This window comes from Pseudomonas sp. Q1 (assembly GCF_009935975.1).
Lineage (GTDB): Bacteria > Pseudomonadota > Gammaproteobacteria > Pseudomonadales > Pseudomonadaceae > Aquipseudomonas > Aquipseudomonas palleroniana.
Genome location: NZ_QODI01000004.1, coordinates 128,308 through 146,896 on the forward strand (window position 1 = coordinate 128,308; position 18,589 = coordinate 146,896).

Sequence of the window (18,589 nt, forward strand, 5' to 3'; positions counted from 1 at the left end):
TGTAATCAGGGTCGATTTGACCCGGACCTTAACAATTCATATCGCACCTGAAAAGCGCAAAATGTCGCCTTTGTGAATTTAAATGGTGCATTGGATATAAATAACTGGGCTTATTTGCACCAAAAAAGTGATTTCAACCTGGAGCACGCACCAACAGTTGGAGCGCTATCGGGAGCAAGCCCCCTCCCACATTTGATTGGGTTCCAGCCTTTGGAATGCGGTCGAATGTGGGAGCGGGCTTGCTCGCGAACGAATCCACCTCAGTCCTCCTGGAAAAAAGCAAAAAAAAAACGGAGCCCGAAGGCTCCGTTCCTTTATCCACCCGCCGAATCAGGCCAGTTTCTTGTGCCGCACACGGTGCGGCTGGGCAGCTGCTTCGCCCAGGCGCTTTTTACGGTCCGCTTCATACTCGGTGTAGTTGCCTTCGAAGAACACCGCTTGGGAGTCATCTTCGTACGCCAGGATGTGGGTCGCGACGCGGTCAAGGAACCACCGGTCGTGAGAGATCACAATGGCGGCGCCCGGGAAGTCCAGCAGGGCTTCTTCCAAGGAACGCAGGGTTTCAACGTCGAGGTCGTTGGACGGTTCGTCGAGCAGCAGCACGTTGCCGCCCTCTTTCAGGGTCAGGGCCAGGTGCAAGCGACCGCGCTCACCACCCGACAGGTCCTTGACGAACTTCTGCTGGTCACCGCCCTTGAAGTTGAAGCGCCCCACGTAGGTACGCGACGGGATTTCATAGTTGCCGATGCGGATCTGGTCGGAACCGTCGGAGATCTGCTGGAACACGGTCTTGCTGCCGTCGAGGTCGTCGCGGCTTTGGTCCACACAGGCAAGCTGCACGGTTTCGCCGATCTCAATGCTGCCGGAGTCCGGTGTTTCCTTGCCCATCAGCATGCGGAACAGCGTGGACTTACCCGCACCGTTACCGCCAATAACGCCGACGATCGCGCCTTTTGGCATGGAGAACGACAGGTTGTCGATCAACACGCGGTCGCCATAGCCTTTGGTGACGTTCTTGAATTCGATGACCTTGTCACCCAGGCGCGGGCCGGCCGGGATGTAGATCTCGTTGGTTTCGCTGCGCTTCTGGAATTCCTGCGATTGCATTTCTTCAAAGCGTTGCAGACGTGCCTTGGATTTGGACTGGCGGGCCTTGGCGCCTTTGCGCACCCATTCCAGTTCTTCCTTCATGGCTTTTTCGTGGGCCGATTGCTGCTTGGATTCGGCGGCCAGACGCTCGGACTTGGCTTCCAGCCAACCGGAGTAGTTGCCCTCGTAAGGAATACCGGCGCCGCGGTCGAGTTCCAGAATCCAGCCGGCAACGTTGTCCAGGAAGTAGCGGTCGTGCGTGATCGCAACCACGGTGCCCGGGAAATCGTGAAGGAAGTGTTCCAGCCAGGCGACGGAGTCGGCATCCAGGTGGTTGGTAGGTTCGTCGAGCAGCAGCATGTCGGGCGCCGACAGCAGCAGGCGGCACAGGGCCACGCGACGCTTTTCACCACCGGACAGGTGTTCGACCTTGGCGTCCCACGCCGGCAGGCGCAGCGCATCGGCGGCGACTTCCAGCTGGCGCTCCAGGTTATGACCGTCACCCGCCTGCAGGATGGCTTCGAGCTTGGCCTGTTCGGCGGCAAGCTTGTCGAAATCGGCATCCGGTTCGGCGTAAGCGGCGTAGACCTCATCCAGGCGCGCCTGGGCGTCCTTGATCACACTGACGGCCTCTTCGACCACTTCACGTACGGTCTTGGCCGGGTCCAGTTGCGGCTCCTGCGGCAGGTAGCCAATGTTCAGTTCCGGCATCGGGCGGGCTTCGCCTTCGAACTCGGTGTCGACGCCGGCCATGATTTTCAGCAGCGTGGACTTACCCGAACCGTTGAGGCCGAGCACGCCGATCTTGGCGCCAGGGAAGAAGGACAGCGAAATGTTTTTCAGGATTTCCCGCTTCGGCGGAACAACTTTTCCCAGCCGATGCATGGTGAAGACGTATTGAGCCATGGTAAACCTAGCGTCAGTGACTGATGGATTAAGCGGGCGAAGCCCGTGCAGGCCATGCGCCACGCGGGCCGTTGACGGAAATCAATGCCTGCGTGCGGAAAAAGCCTGAATGTCTGGGGCTGGAACGCCCCCGCGTAACCGGCAAAGCTACCTCAATGCGCTTGGTCAGTCCAGCCAAGCGGGACTGGCACTTTGCCACAACTCAAGGCATGCTAGCCGCCCTTCGGGCGTCCGGCTTATAGTGCACGTCGCGCGCCAGTCCAGCCAAACCGCAGGATCACAGCTTGTCCAAAGTCACGCCGCCAACTCCCTTGCGCGCCGCTCATATTGCGCCGGGAGCGCCCCTGCACGGCACCCTCAAAGGCGCGTTGGCGACGCTTGTCCTCATGCTGCTCGCCCTATTGTTCTGGCAGTTGCTGGACCAACTGCAGCAAAACCAGAAAAACCAGCAGCAGTACACTATCGATTACAGTGCCGACCTGGCTGAACAGATCAGCCTGAACATGGCCCTGAGCGCGCAGATCGCTCTCAACCTGCTGCCCATTGTCGAGCCGCCAAGCACTCCCGAGCAGCAACAAGCCTTGATGCGCAGCTTACAGCGCTCCTTGCCGGAGCTGCGCAGCTTCGCCCTGCTCGCGCCCAGCGGCGCGATGATCAGCGATACCGCCAGTGACAGCCAGGACAGTGCCTGGCTGGAAGAACTGGTCAAGCGCAGCCATTCCCAGTCCTATTACCTGAGCAACAACAAGGACGGCACCCTCATCTATCTGCTGCTGCACCAGCCCAGCGGCGGCTCGAAGGTGTATTGGGCCTTGCGCCTTGCCCCCGGCTACCTGACCAACCTCACGCCCCAGGACGGCCAGGGGCCGCGCCCGATGTGGGCGATCGAGAATCGCCTGAACCAGCGTGTGGTCAGCCGTGACAGTGGAATGCCGGCTCACTGGCCTGCTGCGCTGACCCCGGACGAGTTGGATAAAAGCGTGCTGGTCACGCCCTTGAGCAAAAGCGACTGGCAATTGCGCGGGCTGTTCGACCGCAGTGCGGTGCTGGAGCAACTGCTGCCGGCGTTTATCGGCAAATGCCTGCTGGGCCTGGCCTTCTCGCTGGTGCCGGTGATCGTGCTGCTGAACATGCGTCGCCGCCAACGCCAGGTGCATGAAGGCCGGCGGCGCTATCAGGACATTTTCGAAGGCACCGGCGTGGCCCTGTGCGTGCTGGACTTGTCGGGCCTCAACAGCTTTTTTGACAAACCCTACCTGCAGACCCGCGAGCAACTGAATCTTTGGCTGCAGGAAAACCCCCACGGGCACAAGCAGTTGCTCAAAGAGTTACGCATCACCGAGGTCAACCAGGTTGCGGTGCGCCTGCTCAACGTGTCGTCCTGCGAGGAAGCCTGGCAGCGGTTGATCAATGACTGCCCGGACAACGCCACGTCCATCGGCCACCAGATACTCGAAGCGTTGCGCACTCACCAGAACCAGCTGGAGCTGGAAATCCGCTGCAAGGACCTGGCCGGCAACGAGCAATACCTGTGGCTGGTCATGCGCCTGCCGGAGCAGCAGGATGATTTTAATGCGGTGATCCTGAGTATCAGCGATATCACCAGCCGCAAGCTGATCGAGCTGTCGCTGGTGGAGCGCGAAAGCTTCTGGTCGGACGTGGTGCGCACCGTGCCCGACCACCTGTATGTGCAGGACGTCATCAGCCAGCGCATGATCTTCAGCAACCACCATTTGGGCCACACCCTGGGCTACAACAAGGCCGAACTGCAGCAAATGGGTGAGTACTTCTGGGAAATCCTGCTGAACCCCGAAGACGCCGAGTACTACCACGACCTGCGCCAGCAACAGCGTCAGGCCGGTTATTCGACCCAATTGCAATGCCAGCTGCGCTTTCGCCATCGCAATAACCAGTGGCGGCGCTTCGATATCCGCGAGCAAGCCCTGGCACGCGACAAGAGCGCAGTGGTCACGCGGATCATCGGCGTGGCCAAGGACATTACCGACCAGATCGAAGCCAGCGAATCCCTGCGCGACAGCGAGCAGCGCTACCGCATGCTGGCCGAGAGCATCAGTGACGTGATCTGCTCCACCGACAGCCAACTGGCCCTCAACTACATCAGCCCGTCGGTCAACGCCGTACTCGGGTATGACGTGGACTGGGTGTTCAAGAACGGCTGGCAGTCGATTATCGCCAACCCGCAGCAATTGACCGGCATTTATACCCTGATGGAGCAAGTCAGCCGTGCCCTGGGGGATGCCGACGCCCTGAATACCCTGCGCGATGAAGTACAGACCCAGTTGTTCCTGTTCGACTGCCTGCGCGCCGATGGCCGCAAGGTGCCGATCGAGTTGCGCCTGGTGCTGGTGTGGGATGAGCACGGCGCGTTCGAAGGCATCCTCGGCGTGGGCCGCGATATCAGCCAGCAACGCCGCGCGGAGAAAGACCTGCGCATGGCGGCCACGGTATTCGAACACTCGACGTCGGCGATCCTGATTACCGACCCGGCGGGCTATATCGTGCAGGCCAACGAGGCGTTCAGCCGGGTCAGCGGGTATGACGTGGCGGATGTGCTCGACCAGTTGCCCAACATGCTCACCGTCGACGAACAACAGGAAGCTCATCTGCGCTACGTGCTCAAGCAGTTGCACCAGCACAGCACCTGGGAAGGCGAAGTGTGGCTCAAGCGTCGCAACGGCGAACATTATCCGGCCTGGGTCGGCATTACCGCCGTGTTCGACGATGAAGGCGACCTGGCCAGCTACGTGTGTTTCTTCAGTGATATCAGCGAGCGCAAGGCCAGCGAACAACGCATCCACCGCCTGGCGTATTACGACGCCCTGACCCACCTGCCCAACCGCACGCTGTTCCAGGACCGCCTGCACACGGCGTTGCAGTCGGCCGAGCGGCAAAAGTCGTGGGTGGTGCTGATGTTCCTCGACCTCGACCGTTTCAAGCCGATCAACGACTCCCTGGGCCACGCCGCCGGCGACCGCATGCTCAAGGAAATGGCCACCCGCCTGCTGGGCTGTGTCGCCGAGGACGACACCGTGGCGCGCATGGGCGGCGACGAGTTCACCTTGCTCCTGCAACCGCGGGTCAGCCGTGAGATGGCGTTGAACCGTGCGATCACGGTGGCCGAGCAGATTCTCGCCAGCCTGGTGCGGCCTTTTGTACTGGAAGGCCGCGAGTTTTTCGTGACCGCCAGTATCGGCATCGCCTTGAGTCCGCAGGACGGCAACGAGCTGAGCCAGCTGATGAAAAACGCCGACACCGCGATGTATCACGCCAAGGAGCGCGGCAAGAACAACTTCCAGTTCTACCAGGCCGACATGAACGCCAGCGCCCTGGAGCGCCTGGAGCTGGAAAGCGACTTGCGCCACGCGCTGGAGCAGAACGAATTCGTGCTTTATTACCAACCGCAATTCAGCGGCGACGGCAAACGCCTGACGGGCGCCGAGGCCCTGTTGCGCTGGCGCCACCCCCGTCGCGGCCTGGTGCCACCAGGCGACTTTATCCCGGTGCTGGAAGAGTTGGGCCTGGTGGTGGATGTGGGCGACTGGGTGCTCAGTGAAGCCTGCCGTCAACTCAAGACCTGGCACCACAACAAGGTACGGGTGCCCAAAGTCTCGGTGAACATCTCGGCGCGGCAGTTCTCGGATGGTCAGTTGGGTGAACGCATCGCCACCATCCTCAAGGACACGGGCCTGCCGCCGGCGTGCCTGGAGCTGGAACTGACCGAAAGTATCCTGATGCGCGAGGTCAACGAAGCCCTGCAAATCCTCGCCGGCCTGAAAAACCTGGGCCTGAGCATTGCGGTGGATGACTTCGGCACCGGCTATTCGTCGCTCAATTACCTCAAGCAGTTTCCCATCGACGTACTGAAGATCGACCGTACCTTTGTCGACGGCCTGCCGTCAGGCGAACAGGATGCCCAGATCGCCCGCGCCATTATCGCCATGGCCCACAGCCTGAACCTGGCGGTGATCGCCGAAGGCGTGGAAACCCATGAGCAACTGGACTTCCTGCGTGAGCATGGCTGTGATGAGGTGCAGGGTTATCTGTTTGGGCGGCCGATGCCGGCCAGCCGGTTCGAGGCGCAGTTCAGCAATGATGCGCTGTTCATGTTCGACTGAACTGGCCGCATCGGGAGCAAGCCCCCTCCCACACAATGGCACCGCTGATCCGTGGATGAGCCCCACTTGTCCGCGACATGATGTCCTTTCATATGCCATCTAAAACCCATTGAGTTAGAATGCCTTCCTTTTCTGCCCCCGATCCTTGAGGACCGCCATGTTCAGCCGTGATTTGACTATTGCCAAGTACGACGCCGATCTCTTCGCCGCCATGGAGCAAGAAGCTCAGCGCCAGGAAGAGCACATTGAGCTGATCGCTTCGGAAAACTACACCAGCCCTGCGGTGATGGAGGCTCAAGGTTCGGTTCTGACCAACAAATACGCCGAAGGCTACCCAGGCAAGCGCTACTACGGTGGTTGCGAGTACGTCGACGTGGTCGAGCAGTTGGCGATAGATCGCGCCAAAGAACTGTTCGGTGCCGATTACGCCAACGTCCAGCCGCACGCCGGCTCCCAAGCCAACAGCGCGGTGTACCTGGCCCTGCTGCAAGGCGGCGACACCATCCTGGGCATGAGCCTGGCCCACGGCGGTCACCTGACCCACGGCGCCAGCGTTTCCTCCTCCGGCAAGCTGTACAACGCCGTTCAATACGGTATCGATGCCAACGGCCTGATCGACTACGACGAAGTCGAGCGCCTGGCGGTTGAACACAAGCCGAAAATGATCGTGGCCGGTTTCTCTGCCTACTCGCAGATCCTGGATTTCCCACGCTTCCGCGCCATTGCCGACAAAGTCGGCGCTTACCTGTTCGTCGACATGGCCCACGTGGCGGGCCTGGTCGCCGCTGGCGTCTACCCGAACCCGGTGCCTTACGCTGATGTGGTCACCACCACCACCCACAAGACCCTGCGCGGTCCACGTGGCGGCCTGATCCTGGCTCGCGCCAACGCCGACATCGAGAAGAAGCTGAACTCCGCCGTCTTCCCCGGCGCCCAGGGTGGCCCGCTGGAGCACGTGATCGCGGCCAAGGCGATCTGCTTCAAGGAAGCCCTGCAACCTGAGTTCAAGGCTTACCAGCAACAAGTGGTGAAAAACGCCCAGGCCATGGCCAAAGTGTTTATCGACCGCGGCTTTGACGTGGTATCCGGCGGTACTGAAAACCACCTGTTCCTGCTGTCGCTGATCAAGCAGGACATTTCCGGTAAAGATGCTGACGCAGCCCTGGGCAAAGCCTTCATCACCGTGAACAAGAACTCGGTACCGAACGACCCACGTTCGCCGTTCGTCACCTCCGGCCTGCGCTTCGGCACCCCGGCTGTGACCACTCGTGGCTTCAAGGAAGCAGAGTGCAAGGAACTGGCCGGCTGGATCTGCGACATCCTGGCTGACCTGAACAACGAAGCCGTGATCGACGCGGTCCGTGAGAAGGTCAAGGCCATCTGCAAAAAGCTGCCGGTATACGGCGCTTGATTGCAGTGGTTTGAATAAGAAGCCCGGCTCCAGAGCCGGGCTTTTTTATGCCATTTTCAATTTGAAATGCCATCAACTGTGGGAGGGGGCTTGCTCCCTCCCACAGTTGCCTGTATTTCAAGTCAGGATTGGTAAACCTGCTGGAACCCGTCGCGAATTTTCTGTTCCGGCAACTCATCGGCAATGAACACGATCACACTCTCCCGCGCCTCGCCCTCGGCCCATTCGGTATCCCAATCGAACCCGTACAGCTTGAGCACGCCCTGGAACACCAGGCGTCGATCCTCCCCGGCAATGTTCAGCACGCCTTTGTAGCGCAGCAGTTGCTTGCCGTGATCTTCGAGCAACTCGTTCATGAACGCGCTGAGACGATCGATATCCAGCGGCTGGTCGGTGCGCAGCACCAGGCTTGAGATGCGGTCGATGGAAGGCGCGGCACTCACCGGGCGCAGTGTCATGCCGGCGTTGAGGTTGAAACCGCGCACATCGAGCAGTTCGGCCAGATCGATAGCGCCATGGTCCACCACACGAATCGGCGCACGGCGGTTGATGCGTGTCAGGCGCTGGCTCAGGGCGTCAAACGCCGCGTCATCCACCAAATCACGCTTGCTCACCAACAGGCGATCGGCGAAACCGATCTGCGCCTGGGCGATGGTCTGGGTCAGGTGATGTTCGGCGTGGGCGGCGTCCACCAGAGTGATGATGCCATCGAGGATGTAGCGCTCGCGCAGTTCTTCGTCGATGAAAAACGTCTGGGCCACGGGCGCGGGGTCGGCCAGGCCGGTGCATTCGATCACCAGGCGGTCGAAGGCGATCTCACCGCTGTCCAGGCGTTCCAGCAGCAGGTACAGGGCTTTGGTCAGGTCGGTGTGGATGGTGCAGCACACGCAGCCGTTCGACAGGGTCATGACTTGCACCGGCTCATCACCCAGGAGTTGGGTGTCGATACCGGCGTCGCTGAATTCGTTTTCGATCACGGCGATTTTCAGGCCGTGCTCGGCTTTCAGCAGGTGCCGCAGCAAGGTGGTCTTGCCGGCGCCCAGGAAACCGCTGAGGACCGTGACTGGAATGGGAGAGGACAAGCGCAATTCTCCTGAAGCAATACATAAACAAATGTGGGAGGGGGCTTGCTCCCGATAACGGAGTGTCAGCCACTAATAAGGTCACTGACAATCCGCTATCGGGAGCAAGCCCCCTCCCACAGTAGAAAACCGCCAACCCGCGCTAACGGGTCAGCAGCACTTGGGCCCACCCTTGCCGCCGTAACGGGCCTCCTGGCGTTCCCGGAAGAACGCCTTGTAGTCCATCACCGGTTTGTCCGGGTGTTTGGTTTGCATATGCTCGACGTAAGTGTCGTAGTCGGGCATGCCGACCATCAGGCGCGCGGCCTGACCGAGGTATTTACCGAGGCGACTGATGTCATTGAACATGGTTGCAACCCTCGATTACGCGTCTGGTACAGCCTGGAATGGGGCTTCTTTATCCGTACGTTCCTTGTTGCCCCAGGCGGCGACACCCACCTTGAGCGCATAGAACAGGATACTGAACACCACAAACAGGAACAGCGCCGTCAGCGTTGCGTTGGTGTAGGCGTTGTAGATCACGTGCTGCATCTGGTCGATGCTCTTGGCCGGGGCCAGGATCTGGCCGTTCGCCAGGGCATCGCTGTACTTCTTGGCCAGCGACAGGAAACCGATCGCCGGGTTCGCGTCGAACAGCTTGATGAAGCCTGCGGTGGTCGTGCAGATCAGCAGCCATACCGCCGGCAGCAGGGTGACCCAGATGTAGCGTTGGCGCTTCATCTTGATCAGAACCACAGTGCCCAGCATCAGCGCGATGCCCGCGAGCATCTGGTTGGAGATACCGAACAGCGGCCACAAGGTGTTGATGCCGCCCAGTGGGTCGATCACGCCTTGGTACAGCAAGTAACCCCACATCGCTACGCAGCCTGCGGTGGCGATCAGGTTGGCGGTCCAGGATTCGGTGCGTTTGAGCGCCGGCACGAAGGAACCCAGCAGGTCCTGCAGCATGAAGCGACCGGCACGGGTGCCCGCGTCGACGGCCGTGAGGATGAACAACGCTTCGAACAGGATCGCAAAGTGGTACCAGAACGCCATGGTGTTTTCACCCGGCAGTACGCTGTGCAGGATCTGCGCGATACCCACCGCCAGGGTCGGCGCACCACCGGCACGGGCCAGGATGGTGGTTTCACCAATGTCGTGGGCCACGGCCTGCAGCGCCTCGGGCGTAATCGCAAAGCCCCAGCTGCTGACGGTTTGCGCCACGGCCATCACATCACCACCGACCACGGCAGCCGGGCTGTTCATGGCGAAGTACACGCCTGGCTCGATCACCGAGGCGGCAACCATGGCCATGATCGCCACGAACGACTCCATCAACATGCCGCCGTAACCGATGTAGCGGGCGTTGGTTTCGTTATCCAGCAGCTTGGGCGTGGTGCCCGAGGAAATCAGTGCGTGGAAACCCGACACCGCGCCACAGGCGATGGTGATGAACAGGAACGGGAACAGGCCGCCCTTCCAGACCGGGCCGGTGCCGTCGATGAATTGGGTCAGGGCCGGCATTTTCAGCTCTGGCATGGTGACCAGGATGCCGATTGCCAGGGCGATGATGGTGCCGATTTTCAGGAAGGTCGACAGGTAGTCACGTGGCGCGAGGATCAGCCACACCGGCAGCACCGCGGCGACGAAACCGTAGCCGATCAGCATCCAGGTGATCTGGATACCGGTGAAGGTAAAGGCTTTGGCCCAGACCGGGTCGGCCGCGATTTGCCCGCCCAGCCAGATCGAACCCAGCAGCAGGAACACCCCGAGGATCGAGATCTCACCAATGCGGCCCGGGCGGATGTAGCGCATGTACACGCCCATGAACATCGCGATCGGGATGGTCGCCATCACCGTGAAGATGCCCCATGGGCTCTCGGCCAGTGCCTTGACGACGATCAGCGCCAGCACCGCGAGGATGATGATCATGATCAGGAAGCAGCCGAACAGCGCGATGGTTCCCGGGATGCGGCCCATCTCTTCGCGGACCATGTCGCCCAGCGAACGGCCATTGCGACGGGTGGACAGGAACAGCACCATGAAGTCCTGCACCGCACCGGCCAGTACCACACCGGCAATCAGCCACAGGGTGCCGGGCAGGTAGCCCATTTGCGCCGCCAACACCGGGCCGACCAGCGGGCCTGCACCGGCAATCGCCGCAAAGTGGTGACCGAACAGAATATGTTTGTTGGTCGGCACATAGTCCAGACCGTCATTGTTGAGCACTGCGGGGGTGGCCCGCCGTGGATCGAGTTGCATCACGTTGTTAGCGATGAACAAGCTGTAGTAGCGATAGGCAACCAGATAAATGGCCACCGCCGCGACCACAATCCACAAGGCGTTGATCGCCTCGCCGCGGCGCAAGGCCACTACGCCCAGGGCGCACGCTCCTACAATCGCCAGCACCAGCCAGGGTAGGTGGCGTAGCAGGCTATTATTATTTTTCATTTTTATATTCCAGCCAGGGTGGACAGAAGGACAGCCACCCCGAGTTTAGCGCTGTTGGCTTCAAAGACCACCCCCCTACGTTGGTCTAGAGCCTTGCAATGGCAAAAAAAGCAGAAAACCACGCCCGATGATGGCGCAGGGCTACAATGCTTCTATCCACAGAGGGATTCACCATGACCGAACACCCGCCTGAACGTCGCTGCTTCCGCCGGATCGCAATGGACGCTGTGACCGAACTTCGGCAAAACGGCCACGAATGGCCGGTTAAATTAGTGGACTTGTCGCTGAAGGGTTTGGCAATAAAACGACCCGAACCCTGGAAGGGTAACAAGGCATTACCGTTCGAGGTCGATATACGCCTGGACCCAAAGGCGCACATCAAGATGCAGGTGAAACTGGCCCACGATGGCGACGACCAATTAGGGTTTGTGTGCAAGGAAATCGACCTGGAGTCGATCAGCCATCTGCGCCGGCTGATCGAGCTGAACCTGGGTGACCCGGAAGAACTCGAGCGCGAACTCGGCGCCTTACTGGAAGTGTGATCCCTCAGGGAAATGCCGTTCGTGCCGGGAAGTCGCTTTCCATGTCCCAGTAACCCTGTTTCTGACTTGAAGTGCTCTGCCATTGCCCGTCGACAAAGCGATAAGTCTGATAACGGGTGGTGAAATCATCCTCTTCACCTTCACCCTCGCCCTCCATGAAGCATGACACCTGCAGCAGCTCATCCGCCCCGCCACTGGCCGGATGAGCGACTTTCCAGGCCGCCTTGCCCGTGTGGGCCAGGGTCAACGGCTGGACTTTGCCCTCGGCATTCTTGTAGCTCATCGGCTTGAGTTGCTGTGTAGCCGGCTGCAACAGTTGGGTGGCCGGGCCGCTGTAGGTGCCCATCGGCGCGGTTTGATCAACGATCAAAAAATACACAGGTTCGGGCAGCCCGTTGAGCGCAGCTTTCTTGACCTTGGCCAACGGGTAGCCCAGGTCCTGCTGCGCGATCTCCTCACCGGCAGCCGACACCAGCCGCACGCGGGCTTCAAGCAGCGGGTTGTCGACCAGGTCGCCAGGCTCGTCAAACGAGTCTTCAAGCTGCCCGTTGCCCCAACTGTCCTTGTGCAGCTGCGCGCTGATGCGCTGGTCCTCCAGCACTTGCAACTGACGGCCCTCTTCGATCGTCAGTGTCTGCGCCAGGCGGTAACCGGCCGGTAGCTGCGCAGCCCAGGCCATGGCGGGTGCGCCGACCAGCAGGACAAACAGGGCCGCGAGGCCCGGGTAACTCAATCGTTGCATAGCGTCCCTTCCCGATTTATTCGAACAGTGCGTCCAACGCCTGCTCCAGGCGCGTGACAGCAATAATTTGCAAACCTGCCGGCGACTCTTTAGGCGCGTTGCCCTTGGGGACGATAGCGCGCTTGAAACCATGCTTGGCGGCTTCCTTCAAGCGCTCCTGGCCACTGGGCACTGGGCGTACTTCGCCAGACAGGCCGACTTCGCCAAACACCAGCAGGTCATGGGGCAATGGCCGGTTGCGCAGGCTGGACATCACCGCCGCCATCAACGCCAGGTCGGAGGCGGTTTCCAGTACCTTGACCCCGCCGACCACGTTGAGGAACACGTCCTGGTCATGGGTGGGAATACCGCCGTGACGGTGCAATACCGCCAGGAGCATCGCCAGGCGGTTCTGATCCAGGCCGAGGGTGACCCGTCGCGGGTTGGCCAAGTGGCTGTCATCCACCAGCGCCTGGACCTCCACCAGCATCGGGCGGGTGCCTTCCCACGTTGCCATCACCACGCTTCCCGGGACTTCTTCCTGGGCACGCGTCAGAAAAATTGCCGACGGGTTGGAGACTTCTTTCAACCCCCTGTCGGTCATCGCGAACACGCCGAGTTCGTTGACCGCGCCAAAGCGGTTCTTCACCGCCCGCAACAAACGCAGACGACCATCGGATTCGCCTTCGAAATACAGCACGGTGTCGACCATGTGCTCAAGTACTCGAGGCCCCGCCAGCGCCCCTTCCTTGGTCACATGGCCGACCAGGAAGATCGCCGTGCCGCTCTGCTTGGCATAACGCACCAGCAGCGCCGCGCTTTCGCGCACCTGGGACACCCCGCCCGGCGCCGATTGCAGTTGTTCGGTGAAAATGGTCTGGATCGAGTCGATCACCATGACCTTGGGCTTTTCGATACGGGCCGTGGCGATGATGCTTTCGATGCAGGTCTCGGTCATCACCCGCAGTTGGTCCTGGGGCAAACCGAGCCGTCGAGCGCGCATGGCCACTTGCTGTTGGGACTCTTCACCGGTGACGTACAGCGCCGGCATGCGGCTGGCGATGCTGCACAGGGTTTGCAGCAGGATGGTCGACTTGCCGATGCCCGGGTCGCCACCGATCAACACCACCGAGCCATCCACCAGGCCGCCGCCGAGCACGCGGTCCAGCTCGCCGGACGCCGTGGAGAAACGCGGGATCTCCTCAACACTGACCTCGGCCAGCGTCTTGATCTGCGCCTGTTGCCCGGTCCAGCCGGCACGCCCGGCAGGCGCCGCCGCACCGCCGCTTTCGATCATGGTTTCAGTCAGGGTATTCCATGCGCCGCACTCGCTGCACTGGCCGGCCCACTTGGGAAAGGTCGCGCCGCACTCCGTGCAGCCGTACATGCGCTTGGCCTTTGCCATTTGAGAACCTCCAACCGAAAAACCGCGATGATAGCTCAGCGCGGCGCCGGGGTCCGGATTTCACCACTGGCCAGTCGTGAAGCGCTGTTGCCGATCGGGTCCTCGGCGTTGAGATCGGCGCCTTTGGCTTTCAACGCATCCAGCAACTCGACACGCTTGAACAAGCCGGCGTACATGGCCGCAGTCTGCCCGGCGCCATTGCGTTGGTCGGGGTTGCAGTCGGTGGCCAGCAGGCGCTGGGCGATTTTCAGCTCGCCCTTGAAGATCGCGCCCATCAGCGCAGTGTTGCCGCGTTTGTCCTGCACACAAGCGTCGGCGCCGGCGTTGAGCAAACGTTCCACGAAAGGGCCCTGGCCGTGGTAGGCGGCGAGGATCAGCGCGGTGTAACCCTTGTCGTCCTGCGTATTGAGGCTGTAGCCGGACTCGATAAAGGTATTGAGCATATCGAGGTCGCCACGGCGGGCGGCGTCAAAGTAATAATCCTGAAGCTGCGCCTTGAGTGCCGCCGGTTCTGGGGATTCGGCATGGGCGACAAACGCCAGCATGGCCATCAGCAAACCGATAGAAATTCGCATAGGGTTCTCCTGTCAGAGATCGACGCCCCAGGGAGCGTCGATCGGAACCAACGGATCAGTCAGTCAGTTTTTCAGCCAGCGCCTTCACACGCGCCAAGTCACCCTTGGCGACCTTGGCCACGCCGGTGCCGTACTCCGGGTCGGCTTTGTAGAGGAACGACAGGATGATGTGCTTGCTCTCGTCATCGGTGGTGGCCAGGGAGCCGCCAAAGTTTTCGATCAAGTCCTGACGTTCTTTCTTGCTGTAGGAGCGGTACAGATCACCGGCCTGCTTGAAGTTCTGCTCACGCTGGATCTTCGCCTGCTGAGTGCTGCCCGACAGCGCCGACTGGCTGTAGCGCGCAGTTTGCGGCTCTTCCCGCGGCATCAGGCGGCTCGGCTGGTAGTTCACACCGGTGGTGGTCTTGCCGATATTCATCGCGCCATCCTGGTTACCGTTGTTGACGGTCACCCGGGGGGCGTTGATCGGCAGTTGCAGGGCGTTCGGCCCCAGGCGGTACATTTGTGTGTCGGCATAGGAAAACACCCGACCTTGCAGCAAGCGGTCTTCCGACGGTTCGATGCCCGGTACCAGGTTGGCCGGGGCCATGGCGACTTGCTCGGTTTCCTGGAACACGTTGGCCGGGTTGCGGTTCAGCACCATTTGCCCGACTTTACGCTCCGGCACATTCGGCCAGATCTTGGTGGCGTCCAGCGGGTCGAAATCAAACTTGGCCAGGTCTTCGGGCTTGAGCACTTGCACATACAAATCCCACTTGGGGAAATCGCCCTTATTGATATGGGTGACCAAGTCATTGGTCATATGGCTGTAATCACGGCCCTGTACTTCGGTGACTTGCTTGGGATCAAGGTTCTTGATGCCTTGCAGGCTCTTCCAGTGGAACTTGACGTAGTGCACTTCACCCTTGGCGTTAATCAACTTGTAGGCATGTACGCCATTGCCGTCCATTTCCCGGTAACTGGCCGGGGTGCCGGAGTCAGAGTACAACTCGGTCAACGTACGGGTGGACTCCGGTACATGGGAGAAGAAGTCAAAACGGCGTGAGTCGTCGTCCAGGTTAGTGCGTGGGTCCGGTTTGAAGGCGTGGACCATATCCGGGAACTTGATGGCGTCGCGAATGAAGAACGTCGGGAAGTTATTGCCCACCAGGTCCCAATTACCCTCGGCGGTATAGAACTTGGTGGCGAAGCCACGTGGGTCACGCAGGGTTTCCGGGGAATGGTTGCCGTGAACCACCGCAGAGAAGCGCACAAACACGGGGGTGGTTTCACCGGCGGCGAACACTTTGGCCTTGGTCAGGTCGCTGAGGTTATCCGTGACCGTGAAGGTGCCATGGGCGCCGGTGCCACGGGCGTGTACCACACGCTCCGGAATGCGCTCGCGGTCGAAGCGTTGCAGTTTCTGAATCAACTGCACGTCTTGCAGCAGTACCGGGCCGTTGGCGCCGGCGGTTTGTGAGTTCTGGTTGTCACCGACGGCTGCACCGTTGTCACGGGTCAGGTTGGCGGCTTGCACGGAGAGGGAAAGCAGGCTGGCGGTCACCAGTGCCAGCGCACTGCGCGCCGATACCGGCTTGCGGCGAATGAGAGTGTTCATCAAGGTTTCCTCTGGTTTTTTTAGTGCACATTCAGTTGTGCTTGCCAGAGGCTAGTGACCTGGGAGTCAGAAGATAAATAGAAAAACGCCACAGGGCCGATTAAGAAAATAATGTGGTAAACCACTGAATTCAGGCGTATTTCGCGCGCGATTGATGGCACTTTGCAAACTAATTACGATTTAATGTGTCGATAAAAGCCGTCAGTGTTAACAGTTGTGTCAAGCAAGCCTGCTGTGACTGACTTACACTGACCTCCACCCTTCTCATCTGTAACAAGGAATAACCTATGGGCGTGATCAGTGAGTTCAAGGCCTTCGCGGTCAAAGGCAATGTCGTCGACATGGCCGTCGGTATCATCATCGGTGCCGCCTTCGGTAAAATTGTTTCCTCGTTTGTAGGCGACGTGGTGATGCCTCCTATCGGCCTGCTGATCGGTGGCGTGGACTTCGCGGACCTGGCGGTGCAACTCAAGGCCGCACAAGGCGGCGCTCCGGCGGTGGTACTGGCCTATGGCAAGTTCATCCAGAGCATCATCGACTTTGTGATCATCGCGTTCGCGATCTTCATGGGGGTGAAGGCCATCAATCGTCTCAAGCGCGAAGAGGCGGTGGCTCCAACCTTGCCACCGACGCCGACCAAAGAAGAAGAGTTGCTCACCGAGATCCGCGACTTGCTCAAGGCTCAGAACAACAAGCCGCTTTAACCGGTGGAATCCAAAAGGCGCCCTTCAAGGCGCCTTTTTTCTACCAGTAGTTTTCCACGGCCACCTGGCCCGGACGACGGCTCAGGCTCAGTTGCAGATCACGCTGCTTGAGCAATTGGCGTGTGTCGTCGACCATTTGCGGGTTACCGCAGATCAGTACGCGAGAGTGTTCCGGGGTTAACTCGACACCGGCCGCACGCTCCAGCTCACCATTTTCGATCAAGGTGGTGATGCGCCCATTCAGCGCGCCCGGGTGCTGTTCACGGGTGACAATGGGGATATAAGTCAACTTGTGGGCGTGCTCAGCCAGGTACTCCCGCTCGCCCAGGGTGTGGATCAACGATTGGTAGGCCAACTCCTTGGCCTCGCGGGCGCTGTACACCAGCACGATACGCTCAAATTTCTCCCAGACTTCGAAGTCCTGCAGCATCGACAGGAAGGGTGCCACACCGGTCCCCGTGCCCAGCAGCCAGAGATCACGCCCATCCACAAAGCGGTTCAGGGTCAGGAAGCCGGTGGCCTGACGCTCCACCATCAGCGTATCCCCCACCTGCAAGCGGCTCAGCTCGCTGGTGAATTCGCCCCCCGGGACGACAATCGAAAAAAAGTCCAAGTGCTCGTCAAAGGGCGCAGACACGATGGAATAGGCGCGCCATACGGTGCTGCCATCCGCCTTGGTCACCCCCAAGCGCACGAACTGGCCGGCGGTAAACCGAAAGCTGGAGTCGCGCGTGGTGCGCAGGGTAAACAGACTGGGGGTCAGCGACTGCACGTCGAGCAAGGTCTGGCGGGTAAATTTCTCAGCACTGGCCGTCATGGGGAACTCCGTTTTGCACAGAGCCCTAGTGTCCCTCAAAGCAGCCTGCGCAAACACCGCTGATTTGTACTGGCATTGCCGAAGGGGTCGTGATGCGCACCGGTACAGATTGCGTCAAGATCAAAAACAGTTGCCGAATAACGGCACATTAGTTCAGACAAACTATTTAGCTATTAGCCCGGCGACTTTCTACTGGCAGATGGAACAGTGCGCTCAAGCGCCATCAGTTTGGCACTACCCACAACCCATTAAATTCAATAAAAAAGTTATTGCAGGCAAGACTATTTGTACAAATCAACACCAAACGTACAACTTACTAAGAACTACGCCCTGGTTACTTAGAGCATTTTTTCCCACGCAAAGATAGGCGATGTCCTACACTATTTTCGTGCTGCGTAGGGATGAGGACGTACCCACGCCACGCAAAATCCATGGAGAGTTACAAATGGTGAAATGGCGCAATACCCGGCTCCCCAAACTGGAAGGTGAAAACGAGATTACCAGTGTATTTGACATGGTCCTTAACCGTACCAATGAACTCGGCTTCCAATTCTGTTCCTTTACTATGAGTACCCAACTCGCTGACGACCAAACAAAACCCATTCAAGTCAATAACTATCCAGAGAAATGGAACGAGCTGTATCAACAGGCGCACTTCTTCCCCATCGACCCTGTTGTTGCCCACTGTAAACGCTGTGTACTGCCTATTGTCTGGGAGCAAAAGGCATTCGACTCCTCACCCAACTTATGGTCGTTGGCCCAAACGTTTGGTGTGGATTGTGCCTGGACGCAGCCGGTGCACGACTTCCAGGGTGTCTACAGCATGCTGACCCTTGCACGCAGCAGTGGTGAAGTGAGCCCGCAGGAGCTGTATGAAAAAGCCGGCCAGGTGTTATGGCTTTGCCATGCAATGCACTCGGTGGTTGCACGCAAGTACACCGATGAGCCCAGTGCGTCGCCCTGCTGCAAACTGACCCCACGGGAGACGGAAATACTCAAATGGTCAGCCTTGGGTAAAACCGCCGGGGATATTGCGACCATTCTGTGCCTGTCAGAGCGCACCGTAGGCTTTCACATCAAAAGCACGTTCAACAAACTGGGGGTCAACAACAAGATCGCCGCCGTCCTCAGAGCCTCCAAAGCGGGGTTGTTTTAGCCGGCACGGAAACACCGC

14 protein-coding genes are annotated in these 18,589 nt (G+C 59.7%); 5 read left to right on the forward strand and 9 right to left on the reverse strand.

Going from position 1 to position 18,589, the window contains the following annotated elements:
* Window positions 1-330 precede the first annotated feature (330 nt).
* Window positions 331-1,995: an energy-dependent translational throttle protein EttA gene (gene ettA / locus DK870_RS07945; RefSeq protein WP_060752303.1), complete on the reverse strand. Its 1,665-nt coding sequence runs from the start codon at window positions 1,993-1,995 to the stop codon at window positions 331-333.
* A gap of 284 nt (window positions 1,996-2,279) precedes the next feature.
* Between ettA and DK870_RS07950 the strand changes: the two genes are divergently transcribed.
* Both DK870_RS07950 and glyA read left to right on the forward strand, forming a co-directional pair.
* A complete protein-coding gene (locus DK870_RS07950) occupies window positions 2,280-6,131 on the forward strand; it encodes a bifunctional diguanylate cyclase/phosphodiesterase (protein WP_161548405.1) in 3,852 nt (1,283 codons plus the stop codon).
* A 157-nt stretch (window positions 6,132-6,288) separates the two neighbouring features.
* A complete protein-coding gene (glyA, locus tag DK870_RS07955; RefSeq protein WP_060752305.1) occupies window positions 6,289-7,542 on the forward strand; it encodes a serine hydroxymethyltransferase in 1,254 nt (417 codons plus the stop codon).
* A 122-nt stretch (window positions 7,543-7,664) separates the two neighbouring features.
* Here glyA and yjiA read toward each other — a convergent pair whose 3' ends face one another.
* From yjiA to DK870_RS07970, 3 genes are all read right to left on the reverse strand, one after another.
* Window positions 7,665-8,624 carry a GTPase gene (yjiA, locus tag DK870_RS07960; protein ID WP_104996029.1) on the reverse strand — a complete coding sequence of 320 codons (960 nt, stop codon included), beginning with the start codon at window positions 8,622-8,624 and terminating at the stop codon, window positions 7,665-7,667.
* A gap of 150 nt (window positions 8,625-8,774) precedes the next feature.
* Window positions 8,775-8,972 carry a YbdD/YjiX family protein gene (locus DK870_RS07965; protein ID WP_003194308.1) on the reverse strand — a complete coding sequence of 66 codons (198 nt, stop codon included), beginning with the start codon at window positions 8,970-8,972 and terminating at the stop codon, window positions 8,775-8,777.
* 15 nt (window positions 8,973-8,987) lie between these two features.
* Window positions 8,988-11,054 carry a carbon starvation CstA family protein gene (locus tag DK870_RS07970; protein WP_161548406.1) on the reverse strand — a complete coding sequence of 689 codons (2,067 nt, stop codon included), beginning with the start codon at window positions 11,052-11,054 and terminating at the stop codon, window positions 8,988-8,990.
* A gap of 173 nt (window positions 11,055-11,227) precedes the next feature.
* Here DK870_RS07970 and DK870_RS07975 point away from each other — a divergent pair, with 173 nt between their 5' ends.
* On the forward strand, window positions 11,228-11,596 hold the full coding sequence (locus tag DK870_RS07975) for a PilZ domain-containing protein (RefSeq protein ID WP_104996031.1): 369 nt from the start codon (window positions 11,228-11,230) through the stop codon (window positions 11,594-11,596).
* 4 nt (window positions 11,597-11,600) lie between these two features.
* Here DK870_RS07975 and DK870_RS07980 read toward each other — a convergent pair whose 3' ends face one another.
* Genes DK870_RS07980 through katB form a run of 4 tightly spaced genes read right to left on the reverse strand, consistent with a single transcriptional unit; the run spans window position 11,601 to window position 15,894 of the window.
* Complete coding sequence (locus tag DK870_RS07980; protein ID WP_104996032.1) at window positions 11,601-12,338, reverse strand: hypothetical protein; 738 nt, start codon at window positions 12,336-12,338, stop codon at window positions 11,601-11,603.
* Window positions 12,339-12,354: 16 nt separating this feature from the next.
* Entirely contained in the window at window positions 12,355-13,722 is a 1,368-nt protein-coding gene (radA, locus tag DK870_RS07985; RefSeq protein ID WP_060752310.1) for a DNA repair protein RadA, read from the reverse strand.
* Window positions 13,723-13,757: 35 nt separating this feature from the next.
* A complete protein-coding gene (locus DK870_RS07990; RefSeq protein WP_060752311.1) occupies window positions 13,758-14,297 on the reverse strand; it encodes an ankyrin repeat domain-containing protein in 540 nt (179 codons plus the stop codon).
* Between the two features lie 55 nt (window positions 14,298-14,352).
* Window positions 14,353-15,894 (reverse strand): catalase KatB, encoded by a 1,542-nt coding sequence (gene katB / locus DK870_RS07995; RefSeq protein WP_060752312.1) that lies wholly within the window; start codon window positions 15,892-15,894, stop codon window positions 14,353-14,355.
* A 287-nt stretch (window positions 15,895-16,181) separates the two neighbouring features.
* Between katB and mscL the strand changes: the two genes are divergently transcribed.
* On the forward strand, window positions 16,182-16,598 hold the full coding sequence (gene mscL, locus DK870_RS08000; protein WP_060752313.1) for a large-conductance mechanosensitive channel protein MscL: 417 nt from the start codon (window positions 16,182-16,184) through the stop codon (window positions 16,596-16,598).
* Between the two features lie 40 nt (window positions 16,599-16,638).
* Here the strand turns inward: mscL and DK870_RS08005 are convergent, their stop codons facing one another.
* Window positions 16,639-17,415, reverse strand: coding sequence for a ferredoxin--NADP reductase (locus DK870_RS08005; protein ID WP_104996033.1), 777 nt, complete (start codon window positions 17,413-17,415; stop codon window positions 16,639-16,641).
* Window positions 17,416-17,860: 445 nt separating this feature from the next.
* Between DK870_RS08005 and DK870_RS08010 the strand changes: the two genes are divergently transcribed.
* Window positions 17,861-18,571: a LuxR family transcriptional regulator gene (locus tag DK870_RS08010; RefSeq protein ID WP_104996034.1), complete on the forward strand. Its 711-nt coding sequence runs from the start codon at window positions 17,861-17,863 to the stop codon at window positions 18,569-18,571.
* Window positions 18,572-18,589: the final 18 nt, after the last annotated feature.

What these genes read in the sequence shown, in the direction of transcription:
- ettA (WP_060752303.1), bottom strand. Translation starts at nt 1,995, where the DNA reads ATGGCTCAATACGTCTTCACCATGCATCGGCTGGGAAAAGTTGTTCCG.
- glyA (WP_060752305.1), top strand. Translation starts at nt 6,289, where the DNA reads ATGTTCAGCCGTGATTTGACTATTGCCAAGTACGACGCCGATCTCTTC.
- DK870_RS07965 (WP_003194308.1), bottom strand. Translation starts at nt 8,972, where the DNA reads ATGTTCAATGACATCAGTCGCCTCGGTAAATACCTCGGTCAGGCCGCG.
- DK870_RS07970 (WP_161548406.1), bottom strand. Translation starts at nt 11,054, where the DNA reads ATGAAAAATAATAATAGCCTGCTACGCCACCTACCCTGGCTGGTGCTG.
- DK870_RS07975 (WP_104996031.1), top strand. Translation starts at nt 11,228, where the DNA reads ATGACCGAACACCCGCCTGAACGTCGCTGCTTCCGCCGGATCGCAATG.
- DK870_RS07980 (WP_104996032.1), bottom strand. Translation starts at nt 12,338, where the DNA reads ATGCAACGATTGAGTTACCCGGGCCTCGCGGCCCTGTTTGTCCTGCTG.
- radA (WP_060752310.1), bottom strand. Translation starts at nt 13,722, where the DNA reads ATGGCAAAGGCCAAGCGCATGTACGGCTGCACGGAGTGCGGCGCGACC.
- DK870_RS07990 (WP_060752311.1), bottom strand. Translation starts at nt 14,297, where the DNA reads ATGCGAATTTCTATCGGTTTGCTGATGGCCATGCTGGCGTTTGTCGCC.
- katB (WP_060752312.1), bottom strand. Translation starts at nt 15,894, where the DNA reads ATGAACACTCTCATTCGCCGCAAGCCGGTATCGGCGCGCAGTGCGCTG.
- mscL (WP_060752313.1), top strand. Translation starts at nt 16,182, where the DNA reads ATGGGCGTGATCAGTGAGTTCAAGGCCTTCGCGGTCAAAGGCAATGTC.
- DK870_RS08005 (WP_104996033.1), bottom strand. Translation starts at nt 17,415, where the DNA reads ATGACGGCCAGTGCTGAGAAATTTACCCGCCAGACCTTGCTCGACGTG.
- DK870_RS08010 (WP_104996034.1), top strand. Translation starts at nt 17,861, where the DNA reads ATGGTGAAATGGCGCAATACCCGGCTCCCCAAACTGGAAGGTGAAAAC.